Genomic DNA, 22,130 nt, shown 5'->3' with positions numbered 1-22,130 from the left:
ATCCTCGCTAAATTTTGGCCACTGTGATTTGGGACTCTGCAACCACGGGTTTGTCTGGTGCCTCATAAACAGATATTTTGACTCGTGCGGATGGCCCAAACGGTGCAGCTTCACAACTAAATTGGTAGTCCTGCAAAACAAACTCACCAAGCTGCTGAAATTGGTTAATGTTTACTGGTAAAACGCGAATTTCACGGCTACTGGCACCTTCAATCACCTTTTTTCCCACTCTGACTGCTGCTTGATGGATACCTTCCAGTGCTAAAAACAATGGATCCACAGCCAAAGTTCCGCAATAGTTACTGAGTACTAATCGACCCTGAGCCACCCCATTTTCAACTTGTTCAATCCGGCAAATATCTAGAAATTGACTATTCATGGCTTACGCTCTCGCATCTAATATCTGTCTGTGCTTATTGCGCCCTGTCAGACTTGCCGTTTCAGGTTTATCAAAACGAACGTTAACCACTCCGATACGCTTATCGATTGCTTCTTTTATTTCTTCATAACCCAGCAAAGCATGTTCGATTTTCTGGCATTGCTGAGCATCTAACTGGTCATGTAATACTCGAATCGTCAGCAGATCCTGACCCGCGTTATTAGTATCTAATAACACCTCAATTATTATATCCGGCTCACAAATAGTGCTTGCTGCAATACTTCGTAGCGTCTTGACATCAACTAGATTACCGACAAAATTGAAACTCGTATCAGAGCGGTCAATACCCGCCATAATGACCTGTTCTCCTCGAGCTGTAAGCGATACTGCATCCCCGGTATCAAAACGCAAGAAAGGTACAGGTGTCTCCTCATTCAGACAGGTAACAAGTAGCCGTCCTGCTTGATTGATTTCTAGGAAGTAAGCATGTTGTCTGACTTTGTAACGCTCATCACCTTCTTCTATTGCCATAAATCCACATTCTGATAAGCCATAAAAGCCGATAATGCGCACTCCAGGGAAGACCTCTCTTAGTACTTTGGCTTTTGCCTCTCCTAATCGCTCTCCAGTGTATAGAATGCGTTCAATGCTCAATTGCACACCAGTTTCTTTAACAGCATGAGCAACTTGGATAAGCGTCCCTGGCGTACCGGTAAGAACATTGACTTTATATTGCTTCATGAACTTTAACTGTGACTCAGTTTGGTCAGGGCTCAATATACCAAGCGGCAAAATTGATGCGTAACACGCTTCTATAATGCGATTAAATCCGTGGTGCAAAATTGAATACATACCTACCATGAAGAGGTTTGCTGCAACATCCCCTGGCCCCATGACTCCTGCCATTCGAAGTTCTGTGATCAGTTGAATATCCTCTTCACTTGGTCTTGAGCCTGGCGTACTGGTTTTCTCTACGACTAATTTGCTTTGACCTGATGTCCCGCTAGAACCACCGATGATCAAAGGTGCATCTTTGTGATTTTCAAAAGCCTTTTCTGAAAGCTCTATGTATTTTTCCTTTCCCATTTCTGGCACATTGGCCACGAATGACTCATAGTCCGAGATGCGTGGGACTTTTTCATCAGGTAAGTTCATCGCCCAATATTTTTTTACAATTGCTTGGATACGCTTTCTATCAAAAGCGGTATGTTGCAATTCTACTGCTTTAGTTACGTCGTTCATTTAAATAACCTATTGATTAATATTTATATTTTCCAAATTGCTTTGGCGTAACTCAGAAAGATCTAATTTGCCATTTTCCGTTCTCGGCAACTTAGGAACTAGCGCGACTTTTGAGCGCTTTCCTCTGAGCGTGCTAGCCAGCAATGAGCTCAACTCAATGCGCAGCGCGTCATCAATACAAGAAGATTCAATATAGGTGCACAGTTCGCCTTTTTTATTTGTGATATACCCGACACCAGAAACTTGCTTATAGTTAAGTATTTGATTCGTAACCGATGTCAAAGGCACAAGCTCGCCATTCACTTTAATGGTGTGGCTACTTCGTGTTATCCAATGCCACCGCCCTGCGCTATCTTGTGTAAACAAATCGCCACTGTCCGAAAAGATATCCGTCGACTGCATAGAGCCATCATCCTGCAAATACCCCAGCATTTTGAAAGGCGTCTTATAAAAAAGATTTCCGATACCTGTAACAGGACTTTTGTTTACTAACTTGACCTCTATTGCCGCGTCAACGGGATAACCCACAGACACAGTGTTGTTATGACAAACGGCGGCTAAATTAGGAAATTGCGTTAACTCCAGCGCGAAAATTCTAGGTGCGGATTCTGTTTGCCCAAGGTTATTCCAAAACTCTGTTGCCCAGGGCATTACTTCTTCAGCTTGCGACTGTAAGAGGCGGTCTGAAGCATTCAGTATGATCAGCCGCTCTGGCGAAAAGCCCTGCTTCCAAACCTGACTCAGCTCTTGGCTCCACTCCCCTAAAATTGGCAATACCGTCACAGGGTTATTTTTAACGTAACTGGCAACCAAAGACGGACTGACAAATTCGCCATATTCGATAACGCTATTGCTATGTAGTGCACAGAGGGAAGTCGAAAGCCCATACATGTATTGCATTGGAAAAACACAATAAGAAATATCATCTTCTCTAAGGTGCAAGTATTCACTTACAATCTTCGCGTTGTTGATCAAACTACTTTCACAATGCACAACTCGTTTTGCTTTACCCGTAGAGCCAGAGGTGCAAAAAATAAATCGTGCTTTTTGTATTGTTGGATTCAGCGCCCCCCCCACCAGTTTTGGCGTTGTAAAGTTTAAAGATAAGGATTCAGTACCTTCGGGTAGCGCTGGAGTTTTTCGACCCAGTGGCGTAATAATGGTGCCCAACTTTCTGTTGTCGAATCCATTAAGTAGCTTATTCAAGCTGCGCGGAGAAACCACTGCACAGGTTAAGCCTAAATACGAACCGACAAAGTATGATAACAACGCCTGAACAGGGCTAAATACGCAAAAAACATGTAACTTTTCCCTGTCTAACTCACCCAAAGGACCCATGCCTACGGTTGCTAGTAGATTAGATACGTACTCAGCATCTACCTTTTCATTTTTATATCGAGCGACCCAACTTGCCGTTGGATGTAAAAAGTCAATGAAGCGCATTGCCTAAATCTCCACTGTTACTAGACAGAAGGGTTCTGTAATACCATTGATGCAGCCAGTCCGCCCATGCCGAAAGAGTTCTTCAGCACGTTAATGATTGGCTGATGTATGGTTTCTTTTACTATCGACACTTTAATCGTAGGGTCTTGCTGCTCAAGGTTGGCAACTGCTGGAATAAAGCCATCGCGGAATGATGCCATCACACCTAACACCTCCATTGCACCAGCTGATGCAATTAAATGCCCATGCAAGGACTTAGTGGAGGTCACTGGTGGCACTTTTCCTTCGCCAAAAATCCCCTCTAACACCTGAGTTTCATGGTAATCGTTTAATTTGGTTGACGTTCCATGAGCATTGATGAAGCTGAAAGAGTCAAGTGGCAACTGTGACTCAGCAAGAGCACGCTCCATACATAGCTGCATTTCTCGGCCTTCTGTGTGCGGCGCAACAACGTGCTGTGAAGCTAAGCTTGCCCCATAACCCTTTAGACGGCAGTACTTAGTACCTTCTCTCGACTCAATTGCATCTTCCCGCTCTAAGATAAATAGAATTGAACCTTCTGCTGGCATAAAACCTGAGCGTCTGACATCAAATGGGCGACAACGCGCAGCCCCTTCTAGCAGAGGATCTGTACACACAGCACCTACAGCTTCTAACTGGGCGAGGTTAAACGGGGTGACTTTCGCGGAAACACCACCAACGATCATCGCATCAGCTTTTCCATCTAAGATTGCTTGCCGAGCCATCCCCAACGCTTGTAATGAGGCAGAACAAAGTCCCACATGACAACGCGTGTAACCACTAAATGGTATGTGCTTGTGAATCACTTTAAGTACTGAAGTAACATCGAGGTCCATCATCTCTGAAATTCGATAAAATTCAGTGCCTTCAGGGATATATTCGTCACGCTTTTTACTCTTTTCTGGACCTAGTTTTTCTGTAAAGTGTGTTGTGCGTTCTGGATCAACACCAGGTTCATCAACGCCTATGACACAACCAATACGATCTGGGCTGTACTTCTCTAATGGGTTAAATTCTGAAGCTAGCTGCTTAACGGCCTTTTCTGCATAGATTAACTCTCCTGGACGATTTGACTGACCAGGCTTTTTTGGCCAGTGAATTGTCTCGTTACCATATTCTGGTAATCCAGCCCACTTTGTTTTAAACGTCGAAGTATCAAACTTTTTAACTTCACGGATCCCCGTTATTCCGTTTTGTAAACTATGGCTAATCTCATCCAGTGTCTGGCCAAGCGGGGTTATGGCGCCATATGCGCTGATACAAACGTTATCCTGCTGACTCATTTTCATACCCTTTCTTTATGATACTTTTATGTTTTTTAGTTTTTTGATGACAATTAAACCAATCCCAACGCTAAAGCCAGCACCGTTAATTAATACAGTTGCACCTTCAGGGATACTCTCATCAACCAGAACAGCTGAAAGATCCAAAATGTTGTTAGCCTTGCTGGTGTAACCAAAAACCGACTTATAATTTTTTTGGGTTACTTCAGGGAAAGTATCACCAATTGCAGCAAGTTCGTTTTCATTGTTGGTTTTTACGCCGTTGCAATAAGTCACAATTACATCCACATTCAACCCTTTAACTTTCACAGACTTCATCAAGGCATGCCAAGCTTTGGGGCTAGGGAAAGGAGATGGACTGTAGCGACTTTCTACTGCCAAAACCTCCGCATATGCATCTGTTTGGTCGTTACTTAGATACAGGGTTGCCGCACCAAAAGAAGGTTCAATTTCACTTTCTTTTTCGTCTTTACTCAGCAAACCTAGTTTGTCAAACACCAGTAGAGTATCGAAGTTACGCATACTTCCAGCTCCCACGACCACACCTTGAGCCTGTCTGTCGTGCTTGATATCTGAGAACGCATCCTCCAGTGCTTGCAGTCCCGATAGCGACATCCCGCGTATCGGGTAACCACCTCCTCGTAGCTTCAATCGCTTCGATGCGTGATACAACGGGTTGGTTGATAAAAAGCGCATCATATTGATTGGGTTACTCATTTTGCTAAGCTCGCCAAGATTTTTTAGCGCGCCTTCTACTCCACCATGCTTCTCGATAATCTTATACAACGCAGCAAAGTTGTACTCAGACACGCCATCTGTACCCGCATAGAGTGGGGTTTGCTCAGCATCGTTAAGCTTGTCCTGCGAGGTGTACTCGAGCAAGTCACCAATCGAGTTTAAAATTAGCGTCGACAGGTCGTTTAGTATTGAGCGGTCTTCACGCGCGATGACAGCAACTTCACCTTTAGATAGCTTTCTATTCAATGGCTTATAGATATTTCTCTCTGCACTTTCGACGCGCTCCTGGCCGCGGTTTACTATCGCGTCCAGAGCTGCTAACTGGTCAAAATGTTCAGTTTGAATACCTGCTGCTTTTACATAAACTGCAGACATAAAATCACCTCATTAAAGTGCATTAATGCGATGCTGAATGAAGTTAACACTGAATAAGTTGTACAAAGACTCAGGTGATGGATTGCCACCTTCTACTTCGGTGAAACCAGCGAATACCTTGTTTAGTTCCTCACGGCCTTGTTCAGTCCATTGGCCACCTTGGTAGTATTCTGGGTTATCCATCATGGTGTTGATTGGCCATAATTCGTCTGGATCAAATTCCTTTCCAGATTCGCCTTTTAATTCAAAAGCGAAGTCAACGTAATCAAGAGAAGACATTGAATAATCGCCAAACAATGAACGATCAAATTCAATTTCACTGACGTCATCTAGATAAAGAATGTTTGCTGCGATTGTTGCGATTTCTGTTTGGTTCATTTTTTTATCCTTAATAATATTATTGATTTAATTGTTAATATTTATTTTTAGAGAACAGGTGCGCCATTGGTTAGTGGCAAAGTCACCCCCGTGGTTTTGATGTTTCCAGTTACAAATGCCAATACAGCATTTGCTACATCATCAACTTCTAAAATTTCTCTTAGTGGTAAGGTTCTGATAACTTCTCGCTCTTTACCGTTTGCAAACTGAGTAAACATCGGCGTGTTCACAAAGGCTGGTGCAATATTGATGGTTCTTACTTTGAATCTTGCTACTTCTACAGATAGTGATGCAGTGAAACGCTCAAGTGCCGTCTTCGCGCTACCATATGCGCCATTACCTGTTTTTGGAGTCTTTGCCGCTACAGAGCTGATATTCACAATATGGCCGCTGCGCTTTTCCATCATCACTTCTGCCGCTTTTGCTGCAATAGTTGCTGGAGATAGAAAGTTCACTGTGTGTACCTTGGTCAAGTTTTCATTGATATCACCAAAGGACAGAGAGTCATTGGTGATGCCCGCGACGTTAACGAGTACATTCGGGCCGATGTCTTGCTTCATCGTGCAGATGAATTCTGTGACCGCAGCGCTATCGGCAAGATTTAACCTACAGTATTTAATTAACTCAGAATTGAACTCAGCAACTAGCTTTGCCTTGTCTTCATTACTGTTGTAAGTAAAAAGAACTTCATATCCGTTTTCCGCCAACTTATTAATGATCCCCTGTCCAATCGCAGATGTTCCACCAATGACTAGTGCTTTCATTGTTTTTTCCTTAGCTTTGATTATTTATCGTTATTAGTTATTACGATTATTGAGAATTCGGTTTAAGTCGTAGTTGTTGCCAACGCTATCTTCCACTGATGTAGCTGGTCTTATCTTGCATCTTGGATGAGGATTACATGATTCTTGAGTTTCATATTTTGAGAGGTCTTCTTGAAGCTGTGCTTTATATTCCATGGCCATATTTTGCTCACGAAGTTGCTCGTTCAAGATTTGCTCTTTAGTTAATGATGTTTGGTTTGCTTGAGGAGCCAACGACATTACTGTTGCGCTGATAAGAAGTGTGCTCTTTAATCTGGTAGTTACTTTCGTGAAAAACATAGCCCATGCATCCTTATTTAAAATTTGTAATTCATAAATTTTGTTGAACAAGGTGAGTTAATATTTTCCCGCCTCGCTGTCGATGGAGCCATTTTTGATAACTTGAGCACAAAAGTCTTTTGGGAAAGCTTTCATAAATCTTCCAATTTAATTAAGCATCAAAAACAATAAGTTATAAATATTCACTCAGAAATTCAGCAGGTTCTTATTGGGTATTTTGAGTTACACGGTATGATTTCTAGCTCAATACCATCACTTTGACTTTGTAAGTAAAGGTAACCATGTGAAATTGATGGAAGGAGAGCACTTTTATGAGCTGCTTTCAGAGATCGAAATAATTTTACAGCCATCAAAAACAAGTAATTTCTGACATCCTTAGATCTGTACAAACCCATTTCAGATATTCATGGTGGTTTTTGAATTTCCAATGAAATAGAAGCTAACTTTTATCTCTACTAATCTTCACAACTTACGTTTAATAAGATCAGTTAAGCTGTTGTTACAGAGCAAATACTGAAAGTACCATGCTATGTAACAACAGCCATTACGAAACCAACCTGAAGTTTAGATAAAGAATGAGCTAACTCATGTTTTGAAATACACCTTAAATAATCCCTAGCCTAGATCTAGCTAGAGTGTTTTAGGGATAACAAAACGAATTTACGCATCAATAGTGTGATATAAAGAAAGTGAACTCAACGCTGTTAGCGCCAATACTTGACGCTAACGATGCTAAAAGCTCTTGATTTAGAACAGCTAAGTAACGAAATTTTTGCCTTGCATGAAAAGATGTAGATACCTTATGCAATAGCTGTGATATCGCTAAAATTTCCTCACCGAAAAATAGACCACATAGCTAAGCTGATTAGTGTGCAAATTAGAATTTTTAAGCAACAAATGATTCAAAACTGCGAAACGTTGTAGCCAACGATAAGCTATTTTTTACCATAAAAGTGTTTGGGGTAATACCAAGCTGCTATCAAAAGTGTAAACCATAAAGTCAATCGACGAATTCCCCTATCTGCAACGGATTTGATGCTCTCATCCCTGGTTGGGCACCACAAAACATGCAATCAAAACGAGAGAAACCAATTATTGGCCTATCTCAATAAGTCGGCTTGCTCTTTAACTATGTGCTCATAAAGTGAAAGGAAGTTAAACCAACCAGTACGCTCACGCCCTATGTGTTTATGAGTTTCTTTCGCCACATGGTCTGGAATTAACTTAGGTTTTCCTATCGCTTCAACTAACAGCTGAGTTTGGCAAGCACGCTCCATTGCTATATACCACCAACACGCTGACTCGACACTTCGCCCAACAGTCAGCAAGCCATGGTTTTGCAAGATTATGGCTTTATTTCGCCCCAAAGCCTGTACAATTAATTCCCCCTCCGATTTATCAAGAACTACTCCTCCAAACTGCTTTAAGAGACTATGGTCATTGAAAAATGCACATGCGTCTTGAGTAGTTGGTAGTAATTCCCTTCCGAGGCAAGAAAAAGCTTTACCGTAAGTAGAGTGGGCATGAGCAGCAGCGATGACATCCTTGCGTGCTTGATGTATATGCGCGTGAATCGTAAACGCCGCGCCATTGAGTAATCCTTCCCCTTCCACAACTTTGCCTTGATGATTCACCAGTAACAAATCAGAAACCTGAATTTGATTAAAACTTTTTCCTAACGGGTTTACCCAGAAGTGATCAAGGTATTTCGGATCACGAACGGTAATGTGTCCCGCAACTCCCTCATCGAACCCATATTTACCAAATAAGCGAAATGCCCCCGCCAGTTTTTCCTTTCTGTCAGTTCTAATACTCTCAACGGAGGTATCATGCTTGAACGACGCGACTTTTTCAGTTGAGTTCATAACTAAAGCGTTATCACTAATTACCTTCATATATACTCCATTTCTTCTGCGTGTGTACACCTAACTTTGAGTTTGGCGCCAAATGTCGCTTGAACCTAGGTAACATACGCGGGCTTTTATAATAAAATTACTTTATGTCTACGCCGCTGCAGACGCAGCGACACGCTTGGGCAAAAAGTTAAAACTTCTAAAAGTCACAGGTTCTGCTATGCTCGCTCGAGCGAGCATAGTAACCGCAAGACGATGCTCTGTTGAAATAGGCCACAACCAGCTAGCATACTCCCCTGATACTTCCACCAACTGCTGACCACTGACACTGAAGCTGGCAATTGCATCACGTTTACCAAATGATACTTTGCTTAATTTGGTCGTTAAGCCTTTGCCTGTCGCTTTAATCAACGACTCTTTTAATGTCCAGCGATCAAAAAAGTATAACTCTTGGTGCTGCTCCGATAACTGTTCAAACTCACATTGCTCAGAAGGCGAAAATACCGACTTGCCTAGATGCTTTAGGTTTCGCTTGTACCTGATCCGCTCGACATCAATCCCAACAGGTTGATCTAGACTCACGGCACAGGCCAATAAGTCATCGCTATGGGAAAGGTTAAATTCAAACTGCATATCTGCATTTGCCAATTTGGGTTTACCATGTAACCCTCTTGCAAATTGAATTGACTTAGGAGACTGTCCAGTATACTTAGCTAGCACAGCACGTAAAAAAGCTCTCGACACAATCTTTACTTGCTTTTCAGAATATCTCCGTATCAGTTCAATGTGTGCAATATCCTCGTCAGTCAGCAATCCGGTTAACTCGTCAATCGCATTGTTACTTTGAAATAGGCTGACAGATGTCTGCCACATATCAATTTGGTTTTTCTTTAACGACAGTTCCACACCCTGCTCCTATTCGGTAAGTAACAGGTCTAAATCGCTACGGATGAGTATCTGTGGATTAAATAATTTATCTGGTACTTCAATCTGTTGTACTTCATCATATGCAATAACGGTTTTTTGTCCTTTCTGCACTTTGTCTTGTAAAGTCATTGCTACAACTTTGACTTTGTCATCGCGGATCCCACGTTCAAAAAATGCCGTTTTGGCATGTTTACCTGAGCGCAAATAAAGTTCTGCTTTTTTAGGAAAATAATCTTTTTGATCAATTTCCAGTAGGATATTTTGATAGCTTAGTTTGGTTGAATTAGCCTGTAGTTCAAGCTTAATAACACCTTCAACTTGTGCAACGCTTTTAACTTGATACTCTTCACTCCAACTCAAAGTTGCAATATCACCTAATGATGCTTCACCAAGCAGTTTTTGCATCGGGGTGATTCGAATTGGGCGGCGACTTTTGGGCATAAACATCCAGTAGTCGCTTCCTTTCATCAGTACCTTTTGGCCCTTTTCAGAGTCAGATTTAAAAACCACCAACGCACGTTTTGATGACGATGAATACACATCGTATTGTTTTGTATGCTTAAGGATATCGTCATCAAAAGCTTTTACGGTGGCAGACACCTTCACTGACGCTGACTCACTTCTAAATGCATCTACTTTTAATAATGTAGCTTGTGCATCTGCTTTAGTAAGCTGTGAAGCACCAACACTAAATGAAGCAAACGCTAATATCGCTGCAGGTAGTAAAGTTTTGGTAAGTTTATTAAACATGGTTCAATGCCTCCGTTATTGGTTTCGCGCTACCTTTGTATGCCGCTTTGAATGCCGCTAATACACAAACTAAAATCATTATTAACATTACACTCAACGCAATTTCCCATGAAAACGTAATAGTAAGTGGATACCCTTGGTTACTTCCTGGTGGTGGTGGCATTTCTAACCCCAGATAAACGAGACCCCAAGCAACAATGGTCGAGATAGCAATGCCGATTGTTGCGCCTAAGAAACCAATGATGCTGGACTCAAGAATGAAGTTCCTGATGATTTCCCATTGGTAAGATCCCATTGCTGCTACCGTCCCTATTTCCCTAGTGCGCTCAGTCACAGCCATCGCCATTGTGTTTGAGATGGAAAAGAACACCAGTAACACCATAATTCCACCCAATAGGCCAAAGATTCGGTTATATAAATCTTTAACTGATTGATAGTAAAAAGCTCTTTCCCACCAAGGGACAAAGGCCAAAGATGGATCTCTTGGCTCGTATTGCGCGACAGTACTTCGAGTATTATCCAAGTCAAATAAGTAAACAGAAAGCGAGCTAACCTTATCGGTGTAGAGTAAAGATTGGGCGTCACTAAGTTTAATGTATAGCTGGCGCTTATCTAAGTCCGGCACACCTGTTGTATAAATCCCTCGAACTTGAAAGTCTAAGGCATTTAACGCGCCATCCGTGGTCGTCGACATTAGCGTCACATAATCACCAACAGCCACTTTTAAACTCCGAGCTAAGTCTTTACCTAGCACAATTTGCGACTCGGCTTCTAGGTCACTAAAACTCGATAAAGCCTGACCAGATACCATGGTTAAGAATGGTCCTTTAACCATGAACTCTTCTGGTTCAACACCCAACCCAATGAAAATAGAACTTTTTTCACCATTTGAAACCAGGCCATTAAAATTGATTCTAGGTAGAACATTCTTTACCCTTTCATCTTCTAATAGTTGATTTTGCAGTAACTCAGTGTCTGACAAACCGTACTGCAACGGCATATCTTCTTCTTCCAGCAATTTTTTATGGGTGATAATAAAGTTACCTTCATCTCTTGCTGCTTTCTCAGCCAAAGATTGGTAAGTAAACAGCGCAAATCCACTGGTGGTTAAAATAGCGGCCACCGCTACCGCAGCAACCAAAATTGTGAACAGTGAACGTCGTCCGTTTCTTAGTACGTTAAAAAATGCAAATACAACCCAACGCATTACCCTGCTCTCCTGTTGTCTACTTGTTGCAACTGTTCTGTGATGTGCCCATCAGCAAGGTTTAATACTCGATGGCAGCGATCCGTCATCCGGTGATCATGAGTAGCAACGATAAATGTCGTGCCCATGTCATTACCTAGATCACGCATTAGATCCATCACCATGTTTGCAGTTGGTGTGTCCAAATTAGCAGTGGGTTCGTCAGCTATCACTAACTGTGGCTTTTTCACCAGTGCTCGTGCGATTGCGACACGTTGTTGTTGACCACCAGAAAGCTGGTCAGGACGTTTAGATATATGATCTTTCAAGCCAACTTTATGAACAATTTCGACAACCCTATCCATTCTTTGCTGTTTATTAAGGTTTAACATCAACAACGGATATTCAATGTTCTCGAGCACTGACATCACAGGAATTAAGTTGTAGCGCTGAAAAATAAAGCCCAGCTTTTCTCTTCGAATCTGCGTCAGCAAGCTTTTTTTCTTCGGTATAGGATGATCATTAATCCATATATCTCCTTGATACTGCTCATCAAGTAATCCACAGATATTGAGTAGCGTAGATTTGCCACTACCAGACGGGCCGCACAAAGAAACGGTTTCGCCAGCATGAATATGCGCAGAAACCCCCTTAAGTGCATCGACAGTTACATCACATGTCGTATAAGATTTTCGAATGTTTTCAAAACGCAGCATAGAAGCGTCCTCATTGTTATTTGGTGCTAGCTAACAGGAGCTTTTGTGCCAGCTCCGCCATCAATTTTGCTTGCTCAGCATCATCCAACTTCTCAGCTGCAGCTGCTGCACAACGGTACGCACTAACCTGTAAAGCAGGCTCTAACTGTTTAAACTGCTCACTTTCACTGATTACTTTGTTCAGTAAGTAACTTCCATGCTCTGCGCGATTCATCATTTTTGGAACCTGAGCAAAAGTGCAACCAGCAGTTACATTGACTCGTGCCTGCAATGAATAAGGTAAAGACTTAACCTGCTTGATTGCTTTGGACAATTTCGCCATCCCCTTTTCAGCATATTGCATTTTCTGCCATGGCTTGTTGGTATAACGAGCTTGTGTTGTCTCTGTGCTACCTAGCATCGCCAGAACAACTGGATTTGGTGCTTTTTCGTTAATTTCTTTTAGTGCATTAAAAGCGAATTGATTTTGTTCTTTCGAGCCTTGTAGCCCCGCTTGGTAGGCTTCGATTACCTGCTCAGGTATAATATTTTCAGCTTCGACATTTAAGCTTAATAAGCCCATTGCTGTTATTGCGATTGTTATGATTGATTTGCTTGTCATCACTATTACCCTTCATTTTTCTGTTAGTGTAAGCATCATAAGAAAATCAAACATTCAGTGGTAAACGAGGTGATAACCTGCGCTTAAGTGGGATAAACGGTAAATATCAAAGATAAAGTGACGTGTGGTTTAAGCGTTGAATTAACCCAAGGTGTGAACAAGGAATGAGTTAACTTGTTGTCTTTATAATAGAGCCATTAGTGGAGCACATGTGTAGATACGAGATACTAAAAATCTTAGTTCTTAGCGCCTGAAGGGATATTACATCTGCTTAAAAAGCGATTGATACTTTCGGCTGACTACTAACCTTTCGCTGCTATCTTTTAAATCTACGTAAACATGACCGAGTTCATCTTTAGTAACTTTTTGAATATTTTCAACTTTAACAATACAATTTCGATGAATACGCCAAAACATTTCTGGATTTAGCGCATTTTCCAGCGCTGTAATTGCTGTTTTGATCAAATAAGTGTCTGTTGCAGTGTGAACTTCTGTGTATTTATTATCAGCAATGAAATACTCAATATCCGAGGTATTAACAACATGGAGTTCATTATTTTTGTTGACCTTGATCCATTTTAGGTAACTGCCTATCGCGGCTGACTGAGTGGATTCTAGCAACTCTTCAAAAATCTCACTGAGCTGAGCTTTTTGATTTAAATAGGGAGATTGTTGACTTAATAGTTTTTGTAGACGCTCGACAGTCCGTTCTAAGCGAGACTCTTCGATGGGCTTTAACAGATAATCAATGGCTTGGTTTTCAAAAGCCACCACCGCGTGCTCATCATAAGCCGTAATAAAAACGACATACGGTGGCTGTACCTGTTCGCACAGTTGCCGCGAGACCTCTAATCCATCTATGCCAGGCATGTTAATGTCCAAAAACACAACTTGAGGTGAAAAAGCACCAACGAGTGTTAATGCTTCTTCACCATCAGCAGCTTGACCGACAATATTCAGCTCTGGCCACGCTTCTTTCAGCATCATTTTCAAATGAGCTCTTAAAATAGGCTCATCGTCAGCGATCACTGCTTTTATGAGTTGAGACATTAATAGGTACCTCCAAAGTTACGCAAACCTGTCCCGCTTGGCTATCGTCATAAACCAGTTTTGCTTGGTCCCCGTAAAGCTGTTCCATTCGTTGTTGCACATTTTTCAGGCCAACATTCGTGCCCTTTCTTTTACTGCCCCCGATATTGCAATCGTTCGACACAATAATAATCACATTCTGCTCGGCACGCTTTATTATTAGCTTCAGCATACCACCTGATTTAATCTGCTCTATACCGTGTGTTACTGCATTTTCCATGATCGGTTGTAACAACATCGGCGGAAACAAAATGTCATCTGTGATTTTATCAGTGACATCGTACTCAATATGGAGACGTTCGCCTAGTCTAATTTTTTGTATGGCCAAGTAAGCTTTATTAAATCTGAGTTCATGCCCAAGTGTCAGCCACTCCGTACGAGTCCGGTCAAGGCTCTGCCTCAACAAAGCAGTTAATGCTGAAAGCATTTTGCTCGCTTGCTTCGCGTCAACCGCAATCAACGCTTGGATATTCGCAAGTGTGTTAAAAAGAAAATGCGGCTCAATCTGAGATTGAAGTAATCTAAGCTGGGTTTCTAGTAATAGCTTATCTTTTTGTACTTGATCTAGTTCGAACTGATATAGAGAGCGTCTTAATTGCGCGGTTTGTTCACTGCGATAGTAAATGAAACTAACCACAACCATAATGAAACCACCAACAACAAAAATCCCTAAGTACTGCTGCAGGTCATCAACATAACCACCAGAGCTCTTTAGTACACTTAATAGAATAGGTGTTAAGCCCCAGACTAAAAATGATAAAATCAGTGCGGCTGCATATTGTGTAGCCAACTTCATGCTTGAGTAATTTGTAGCCAACCAAAATCTTGATAATCGGATTGTAAAACCAACCCCGAGTGATATCAGCACCGAGATTACCGAGTACTTAGCCCACCCTATTGCGTAAATCGTAATTCCGATTAGTGTACATACAAATGCCAACTGAACATTTTTCTTCCAATTATCACCACTAAACGGTGAGTCCACTGTTTGACCCATATTAAAATTTTAGTTCCGTAGAAAAGTACCATGTCTTGTCAAAGCTAAGCTGCTCATAGATGGATTCATTACCACCCACATACTGCCTAATACCACCACATAGTGGGCTATTTTTGAAGCCACTATAGCATAGCTTACCATCAATCAACATACTGTTATCACTAGGGTTTACAACCCAAGTTAATGTAGGTTGCCAAGTTGTCGATGACGTCCTCAGGTGCAGCAGCAAGTTATCTCTGAACAAATTTTGGGTCGCAAAATGCCCTCGCATTACGTGTAACTGATGACTTTCTATATTACCATCTGCAGCCCTAATTAAGTCACGCCACTGCGTATTACTCGGTGAGCGACCATCGTACCAATACTCAGCAATCAGAGTCATCCCAAAACGAAAACTGTAATTGATACCCATCAGGGCTTGAAGACTACCACGCTGCCATTGTGTTTGAACTGAAGGAATAAAGCTGTCTGATTGCAATATGCGCGGGTCAAAAATCGGCATTCTATGCCTTTGCTGCCAAAGTAATGAGCTATGAATTTCCATGCTATCCCCAATAACAGTAACAGCACTACCGCCAACTCTCACGCCTAACTTTTCATCATAATGTGCAACGGCCTGAGCTTCAAAACTCTCGAAGTATCGATAATAGCGCCCGCCACAGCCAGCGCTTGCTGCCACTTTCACCCCTTTTTCTAGATAATCTGGAGTAGTTTCGTTACACACAAGGCTTACGCTACCAGTTTCGGTGAAATAGTCTCCCACTACCATCCACGCACCAGGTGGCACAGCAGTATAAACTGCAAGAGAATCAGTAGGAGAAAACATGTCTAGAGGCCGAAAACCATAGCCAACATCCCAATCCAATTTTTTCTTGCCGACTGACGCAAACCAATCACCTAACGTGAAATCGTAGTAAGCCTCAGAAACTTCAACATTGAGCTCAGACCCCCCTGCTATTTTCATCCAGTTTGCAGTGGCCGCAACTCTAATCCCATTAAACTCTGAACTAACATCGAGAGCAGTAAACCAGGAAGTCGTGTCTTTCTCATCAAAGATTTGACCGTTACTGGCACTAAGATCTTGTATGTTCATTCGCAAAGTTGTATCAAACTCAACCGTTGCATTCGCTGAGTAACTTAACAAGGTGAGAATGGTTGATAATAAATAGTGGTTGATTCGTTTTTGCATTATGCCCTCCAGATGTGAGTAGCATACGGCTTGCTACCATCAATTGGAGACCAAACGACAAACGGAAGAATGCTCAGATAAATGGTGAACTAGCGTGATAAACGGTTGAAGAACACTAAGCTTCAGAAAACGGGAGCAAGCTTGGTACCAGCTTTCTCTCACGGCCTATTCCGACGCAGACGTTTCCATTTCCGAGTCCATCTTTTCTGGCTTTTTGAGCTTAATTTCTCTGTCAGCCGAGGCGATAGTTTCTTTACGGTGCGCAATGATCACACGGGTAATTTTCAACCGCGATACCGCTTCATTGATATCTTCTTCCAGCCCCGTATCAAGGTGGCTTGTTGCTTCATCCATAAACAGAACCTTAGGGTCTTTATACAGAGCACGCGCCAAGATGATCCGCTGCTTTTGACCGCCGGATAAGCTCGACCCCATATCACCAATCAGGCTGTCATAGCCCATTGGCATATCGCTAATATCATCATGGATAGCTGCTAATTGAGCACAATGCACCACTTTTTCCATATTGATTGGTGAATCAAAAAAGGCAATATTATCAGCCACAGTACCGGATAGGAGTTCATCGTCTTGCATCACCGCAGCTATCTGCTGACGATACTGTCTTGCACCAACTTGGCTAAGAGATATGCCATCCACCAAAACTTCACCACTGGATGGTTTATTTAGCCCCAGCATTAACTTAAGTAACGTCGACTTACCACAACCGGAAGGCCCTGTGATTGCTACTGACTCACCCGCATTGATTGTTAAGTTTAGTTTTTCAATAACATTTGGTGTTGCATCAGAATACGCAAAGGAAACATTCTTCACCTCTATTTTGCCTTCAATATTCAGTTTACGATATTGATCAGGTTGCAACTCTTCTTTGTCTGTTAAAGCAATATCGGCAATGCGGTCAAAATGTAGGCCCAGCATTTTAAACTCTATGAGTTTCTCGATTAGGTTAGCGGTTTTATCCATAAATTGACGCTTGTAAGACATAAAAGCAAACAGCATCCCTGTGCTAAATCCACCAGCAATAACGAGATGTGCAGCTAAATAAACGACGATGATATTCTCAACACCAAACAGTGCTCGGTTAATCGCGTCATAACCAATTTTAAAATTGCCCAAGCGGATATTGTGGTTAATCGCACTAGCGTAGCGATTTTGCCACTGCCCTTCTCGCTTAACCTCTGAACCAAACAATTTAATCGTCTGAATTCCGCGTACCGTTTCCATAAAGTTGGAGTTTTCTTCAGCGCGCGCCATAATTTCCTGCTCACTGATATTGCGAAATGGTTTATACATAGCAATTCGGATAATCGCGTAAGCAATAACGGCGATAACTACGACGGCAGATAGCATGGGGCTATAGAAGAAGATCATCGCTAGAGTGATTATCGCCATTAAACCGTCAATGATGGCTTCGATTACTCCTGTTGTAAGTAGCTGCTTTACTTGCTGAAGAGAGCCAAACCGTGAAACAACATCCCCCATATGGCGCTTTTCAAAATAGGTAATGGGTAGACGTACTAAATGGTGAAAGAGATTAGCTCCCAACTGAATATTCATTTGATTGCCAAAATGCAGTAACGTAAAGCCCCGCAGTGCATTGGTAGCTATCTCAAACAATAGTACTAAAAAGAATCCAACCGCAAGCACAGTAAGTAATGAGGTATCCCCGGTTAGTATGACATCGTCTATCACCAATTGGATATAATATGGTGCAGCAAGCGTAAACACTTGCAGCAAAATAGAAAGCATAAAAATAAGCAGTAACGAACGTTTTAAGCCAGTGATACGGCTCCAGAAGTCAGCAAATCTAAGACTCGCTTTTTGCTCTTTCTTTTCGAACTCCTTTGTTGGAGTCAGCTCCAGTGCCACTCCTGTAAAGTGTTTAGAAGCCTCTTCCATCGTATAGGTTTTTTCACCACTGGCTGGATCATGGATCACAATACGTTTTTCGTTGGCCTTTTTCAGTACCACAAAGTGATTCATGTTCCAATGTAAAATAGCCGGAGTTTGCAGTGCATCAAGATCTTCAAGTTCAATCCGAAGTGGTCTTGAGGTTAAATGAAGTTTTTCAGCAAAGTGCATAATATCGAGCAGCGTACAACCCTCGATTGAAATACTAAAGCGCTGTCTCAGACGCGTTAAGTCAGTATGGTAACCGTGATATCCAGCAACCATAGCAAGGCTCGCAAGACCACACTCAGCAGCCTCCGATTGAATGATCACAGGTAAAGATTTCCGTGACCAAAACTCTAACTTGCTGGCCGCGCCTTCGTGTTCCATTTCCATATCAACCCTTTTTACTTCTTATAACTGACCTTTAATGCTAAATACTGGGTCAAATAACCAGCGCAACAAGGACCTTTCTTCGACCACAATATCGGCATCCAAAGTCATACCAGCCCGCAAAGCTGTGTCTTTACCATATGCTTTGACAGCTTGTTCGTCTAACTCAACCACGACTCGATAAGCGGGCTCTTGAATAATACCAGGCATATTGGTTTCTTCGGGCAAAATAACGCTGTTACTAAGCTCCACAATTTTCCCTTTGTAAATACCAAACTTTTCGTAGGGAAACGCATGATAGCGCAATTTAGTTTCCTGACCTTCTTTGATAAAACCAAAAGCTGAAGTTGGTATATAAACAATAGCTTGCATATCACTATGCTCAGGGATAAGGGTCAGTAAATGCTGCCCCATGGAAACATTTTTACCAAGCTTAGCAAGCAATCCTGTGACTATACCTGATTGGGTAGCACGGACTTCACCAAGTCGTTCCTGCTCAATAGACGAGATTTGGATCAGTAGATCGGCTTGTTGTGATTGCAGCTGAGAAATTCGGTTTTGGTGTTCAATTGGCAATTTAGCTAATTGATTTTTGATGTTTTTAAGCTGCGATTCTAGCGCTATACGCTCTGAGCGAATTGAAGAAGCTTGCTGCTTTAGTGAAAGCAAAGTGTCTTTTTGGCGCTGTAATTCAAGTTCAGAAATATACCCAGTGCCTTTTAAGGTTGCAATTTGTGATACCAAATCTTGATTGAGTAGCAGCCGCTCTTGGAACGTGGCCGCTTGGCTCTCAAGCTCTTTTAGCTTTTCTCTTGCGGTGGTTTCTTGTTGCTGCAGCTCTTCTATATCAAGTTGGTACTGTCCACGCAGTTGCTCTATCTGCTGTAGTAAGTTCTTTTGTTGAAAGCGATATTGATTCAATAATGCTTGATTTAACTCAGTGGCTTCGGTGCTATGTTTTGCGGATGCAATACGCAGTAAAGGTTGTCCTGCAGCGACCTGCTCCCCTTCTTTGACCAACACTTCGGACACCACACCTTGTTGCATTGCAGCAACGCGCAGTAGCCCACCACTGGGTTCAATAACGCCAGATACTCTTTCCTTTCTGGTATAGCTACCACTTGATAGAAACACGATGCTTAAAATCACAACCGTTAAAATGAGTAACCCCAGTGTTTTAAATACAGGTGGTTGGATTAAGCTAATTGTGCCCTCTAAGCGATGCTGCTTATGCTCAAACACCTCACGGCGAAATAAATTTTCCATAGCACTTATTGGGTAATATTATTGTTAATATTTTTTTATTGAAAATACAATGTACCACGGGCGGTAACAGAAAGGAATGAAATAAGGCAAGTCATAACTTGCCCTACTAAAAGTTAGAGAAATTTAAACCTATCTCTATGAAAGTAATAATGAAATAACATTACTACTTTTTAATTGGGCGTTGCCAGCCATCTAAGTTGCGCTGCTTTCCACGCGCTACTGCTAGTTGCTCATCTTTTACAGTTGACGTAATAACAGAGCCCGCACCAATCGTTGCCGTGCTACCGATCTCAACAGGTGCAACTAGTGATGAATTTGAGCCGATAAAAGCATTGTCTCCAATGATGGTTTTTGACTTATTAACGCCGTCGTAATTACAAGTAATGGTACCAGCACCAATATTCACTTTTTCACCTATTTCGGCATCACCGAGGTAAGTTAAGTGATTAGCTTTTGATCCTTTACCTAGGCGCGACTTCTTCATCTCTACAAAGTTACCAATATGAGAGTCTTCTTCCATTATCGCCCCAGGACGCAGGCGAGCAAATGGGCCTAAAGTGCATTTATCAGCGACCAGTGCATCTTCGATAAGGGTATTGGCTTTAATTACAACACCATTACCGATTTTACAGTTTTTAAGTACGCAGTTTGGGCCAATGACGACATCATCGCCAATTTCAACATGACCTTCAAATATCACGTTAACATCAATCTGAACATCTTCGCCGGTCGTTACTTGACCACGGACATCAATACGAGCAGGATCCGCTAGACTTGCACCGTTAACCATCAAAGCTTCTGCTTGCCAAGCCTGATAGGCACGCTCTAAAGCAGCAAGCTGCACACGGTTGTTCGCACCTTCAACTTCCATTTCGTCATCAGGCTGTGCAGAAGTAATCTCTATCCCTTCACTGTGCGCCATAGCTACGATGTCAGTGAGATAGTATTCACCTTGTGCATTATTATTAGATAACTGTCCAAGCCATTTCTTTAATAGCCCACCATTTGCCGCCATTATGCCTGTATTGATTTCGGTAATAGCAAGTTGCTCAGCAGACGCGTCTTTTTGTTCCACAATACCAACTAATTTGCCGTTTTCACGTAACATACGGCCGTAGCCAGTTGGATTTGCTAAATCAACAGTGAGTACAGCAAGGCCATTATCTGGCGTCACATTTAGTAAACGCTGTAACGTGCTCTTTTTTGTCAGTGGAACATCACCATAGAGGATTAAAACTTTATCTTCATCTCCAATATGCTCTTTCGCAACCGCAACCGCGTGACCAGTACCTAATTGCTCAGCTTGATGAACCCAATTTACTTCGTTATGTGCCAAAGCAGTTTTTAATTGCTGCGCACCATGTCCGAATACTAAATTGGTCGATTGCGCCCCAAGAGACACCGCATTATCGATGACATGCTGCACCATTGGCTTTCCTGCAATAGGGTGAAGTACTTTTGGCAGTTTTGAGCGCATGCGGGTACCTTTACCCGCAGCCAGAATAATTGTATTTAATGGCATGAACACAGGATCCTTTTTCTTGTGTCAGTTAAACAGGTGTACTTTTCTATACTTACGCCTTTAACGCCATCACTTCTATGTGCATCGCGATACCTAAAATTAGCAGGCAGATAAGTACTTACTCAGTACAAATTTTGCAATATTGTAGCGGGGATTGTTCAGAAACGTAAGAGAGTATCCGGCTGAAAAAGAAACTATTGATAATGAGAGTGTTTATCCGCACACAGCTTTTTATCCGGTATCGAGAGCGTTCCTTTCAATGGGCAGCGAACAGCTCATCAACCTACACCAGCCACATATAGATGAATCTCAAACACTGTACGCCAATTATAGTGATCCCATGATATGCATGACAACTAAGCTGACGAAAACACTGAAGATAATGAAAGAGCTCAAAAATAGCTATACAACGGTTTCGTAGGTAGAGTTACCAAAAGCATAGAGCTAATACATTGCCGGATAAGATAAACTTCACAACTCAACGGCAATTTTAGTTTTTGTAAATCTCAGGTTCGTTAAAAACAATTAACTCACTCATCTTCGGATGAAAAAACAAATATCGAGAATAGAATACCAAAACTGCCAAAAATTGAGACATAAAAGTCAAAGTCTCTTTCAAAGAAAAGAGTAAAAAGTAAGTAGAAAACATTAAAAGAGACCACAGAAAATAGAATCTTTAATAAATAACTCGAGTTCAATATCTAACCCCTTGTGTTATAAAGACAGCAAAACTATCGCTGGTCTTGGTCACGGTCTCAATCACCAGAATTT

Annotated in this window: 20 protein-coding genes; all 20 read right to left on the bottom strand. The window is 41.9% G+C overall.

Translation table 11 applies throughout. From position 1 onward, the window contains the following. Positions 1-7 precede the first annotated feature (7 nt). Entirely contained in the window at positions 8-379 is a 372-nt protein-coding gene (locus tag ABMY45_RS13060) for a hypothetical protein (protein ID WP_010607004.1), read from the bottom strand. Between the two features lie 3 nt (positions 380-382). Continuing rightward, a complete protein-coding gene (locus ABMY45_RS13055; protein ID WP_349288968.1) occupies positions 383-1,621 on the bottom strand; it encodes an AMP-binding protein in 1,239 nt (412 codons plus the stop codon). A gap of 9 nt (positions 1,622-1,630) precedes the next feature. Then, on the bottom strand, positions 1,631-3,064 hold the full coding sequence (locus ABMY45_RS13050; RefSeq protein WP_010607006.1) for a class I adenylate-forming enzyme family protein: 1,434 nt from the start codon (positions 3,062-3,064) through the stop codon (positions 1,631-1,633). A gap of 20 nt (positions 3,065-3,084) precedes the next feature. Continuing rightward, the gene (locus ABMY45_RS13045; RefSeq protein WP_039841423.1) at positions 3,085-4,374 is read right to left on the bottom strand and encodes a beta-ketoacyl-[acyl-carrier-protein] synthase family protein; all 1,290 of its coding nucleotides are present in this window, start codon (positions 4,372-4,374) and stop codon (positions 3,085-3,087) included. Positions 4,375-4,383: 9 nt separating this feature from the next. Beyond that, positions 4,384-5,481 carry a beta-ketoacyl synthase gene (locus tag ABMY45_RS13040; RefSeq protein ID WP_174170150.1) on the bottom strand — a complete coding sequence of 366 codons (1,098 nt, stop codon included), beginning with the start codon at positions 5,479-5,481 and terminating at the stop codon, positions 4,384-4,386. A 12-nt stretch (positions 5,482-5,493) separates the two neighbouring features. Then, positions 5,494-5,859 (bottom strand): phosphopantetheine-binding protein, encoded by a 366-nt coding sequence (locus tag ABMY45_RS13035; protein ID WP_010607009.1) that lies wholly within the window; start codon positions 5,857-5,859, stop codon positions 5,494-5,496. A 47-nt stretch (positions 5,860-5,906) separates the two neighbouring features. Next, the gene (locus tag ABMY45_RS13030) at positions 5,907-6,623 is read right to left on the bottom strand and encodes an SDR family oxidoreductase (RefSeq protein ID WP_010607010.1); all 717 of its coding nucleotides are present in this window, start codon (positions 6,621-6,623) and stop codon (positions 5,907-5,909) included. 33 nt (positions 6,624-6,656) lie between these two features. Then, positions 6,657-6,962 (bottom strand): hypothetical protein, encoded by a 306-nt coding sequence (locus tag ABMY45_RS13025; protein WP_174170149.1) that lies wholly within the window; start codon positions 6,960-6,962, stop codon positions 6,657-6,659. A 1,100-nt stretch (positions 6,963-8,062) separates the two neighbouring features. Beyond that, complete coding sequence (locus ABMY45_RS13020; RefSeq protein ID WP_010607012.1) at positions 8,063-8,857, bottom strand: class II aldolase/adducin family protein; 795 nt, start codon at positions 8,855-8,857, stop codon at positions 8,063-8,065. A gap of 108 nt (positions 8,858-8,965) precedes the next feature. Beyond that, complete coding sequence (locus ABMY45_RS13015) at positions 8,966-9,721, bottom strand: 4'-phosphopantetheinyl transferase superfamily protein (protein ID WP_010607013.1); 756 nt, start codon at positions 9,719-9,721, stop codon at positions 8,966-8,968. A gap of 9 nt (positions 9,722-9,730) precedes the next feature. After that, entirely contained in the window at positions 9,731-10,492 is a 762-nt protein-coding gene (locus ABMY45_RS13010) for an outer membrane lipoprotein-sorting protein (RefSeq protein ID WP_010607014.1), read from the bottom strand. After that, positions 10,485-11,699: an FtsX-like permease family protein gene (locus tag ABMY45_RS13005; protein ID WP_349288967.1), complete on the bottom strand. Its 1,215-nt coding sequence runs from the start codon at positions 11,697-11,699 to the stop codon at positions 10,485-10,487. Before ABMY45_RS13005 ends, ABMY45_RS13010 begins: the two co-directional genes overlap by 8 nt. After that, positions 11,699-12,394 (bottom strand): ABC transporter ATP-binding protein, encoded by a 696-nt coding sequence (locus ABMY45_RS13000; protein WP_010607016.1) that lies wholly within the window; start codon positions 12,392-12,394, stop codon positions 11,699-11,701. The genes ABMY45_RS13005 and ABMY45_RS13000 overlap by 1 nt, the downstream gene beginning before the upstream one ends. Before the next feature lie 16 nt (positions 12,395-12,410). Continuing rightward, positions 12,411-12,995, bottom strand: a complete 585-nt coding sequence (locus tag ABMY45_RS12995; protein WP_010607017.1) for a hypothetical protein — start codon at positions 12,993-12,995, stop codon at positions 12,411-12,413. Positions 12,996-13,256: 261 nt separating this feature from the next. Beyond that, positions 13,257-14,045, bottom strand: a complete 789-nt coding sequence (locus ABMY45_RS12990) for a LytTR family DNA-binding domain-containing protein (RefSeq protein WP_010607018.1) — start codon at positions 14,043-14,045, stop codon at positions 13,257-13,259. Then, positions 14,014-15,081 (bottom strand): histidine kinase, encoded by a 1,068-nt coding sequence (locus tag ABMY45_RS12985; RefSeq protein WP_010607019.1) that lies wholly within the window; start codon positions 15,079-15,081, stop codon positions 14,014-14,016. Before ABMY45_RS12985 ends, ABMY45_RS12990 begins: the two co-directional genes overlap by 32 nt. 1 nt (position 15,082) lies before the next feature. Further along, on the bottom strand, positions 15,083-16,270 hold the full coding sequence (locus ABMY45_RS12980) for a hypothetical protein (protein WP_174170145.1): 1,188 nt from the start codon (positions 16,268-16,270) through the stop codon (positions 15,083-15,085). A gap of 165 nt (positions 16,271-16,435) precedes the next feature. Then, positions 16,436-18,574 (bottom strand): peptidase domain-containing ABC transporter, encoded by a 2,139-nt coding sequence (locus ABMY45_RS12975; protein WP_349288966.1) that lies wholly within the window; start codon positions 18,572-18,574, stop codon positions 16,436-16,438. 18 nt (positions 18,575-18,592) lie between these two features. Then, positions 18,593-19,837 carry an HlyD family efflux transporter periplasmic adaptor subunit gene (locus ABMY45_RS12970; RefSeq protein WP_010607022.1) on the bottom strand — a complete coding sequence of 415 codons (1,245 nt, stop codon included), beginning with the start codon at positions 19,835-19,837 and terminating at the stop codon, positions 18,593-18,595. 163 nt (positions 19,838-20,000) lie between these two features. Then, complete coding sequence (gene glmU / locus ABMY45_RS12965; protein WP_010607024.1) at positions 20,001-21,359, bottom strand: bifunctional UDP-N-acetylglucosamine diphosphorylase/glucosamine-1-phosphate N-acetyltransferase GlmU; 1,359 nt, start codon at positions 21,357-21,359, stop codon at positions 20,001-20,003. Between the last annotated feature and the right edge of the window lie 771 nt (positions 21,360-22,130).

The organism is Pseudoalteromonas sp. XMcav11-Q (genome assembly GCF_040104525.1).
Classification (GTDB): Bacteria; Pseudomonadota; Gammaproteobacteria; order Enterobacterales; family Alteromonadaceae; genus Pseudoalteromonas.
Note: the sequence above shows the minus strand (reverse complement) of the source record. Positions and strands in the feature narration are given on the sequence as shown.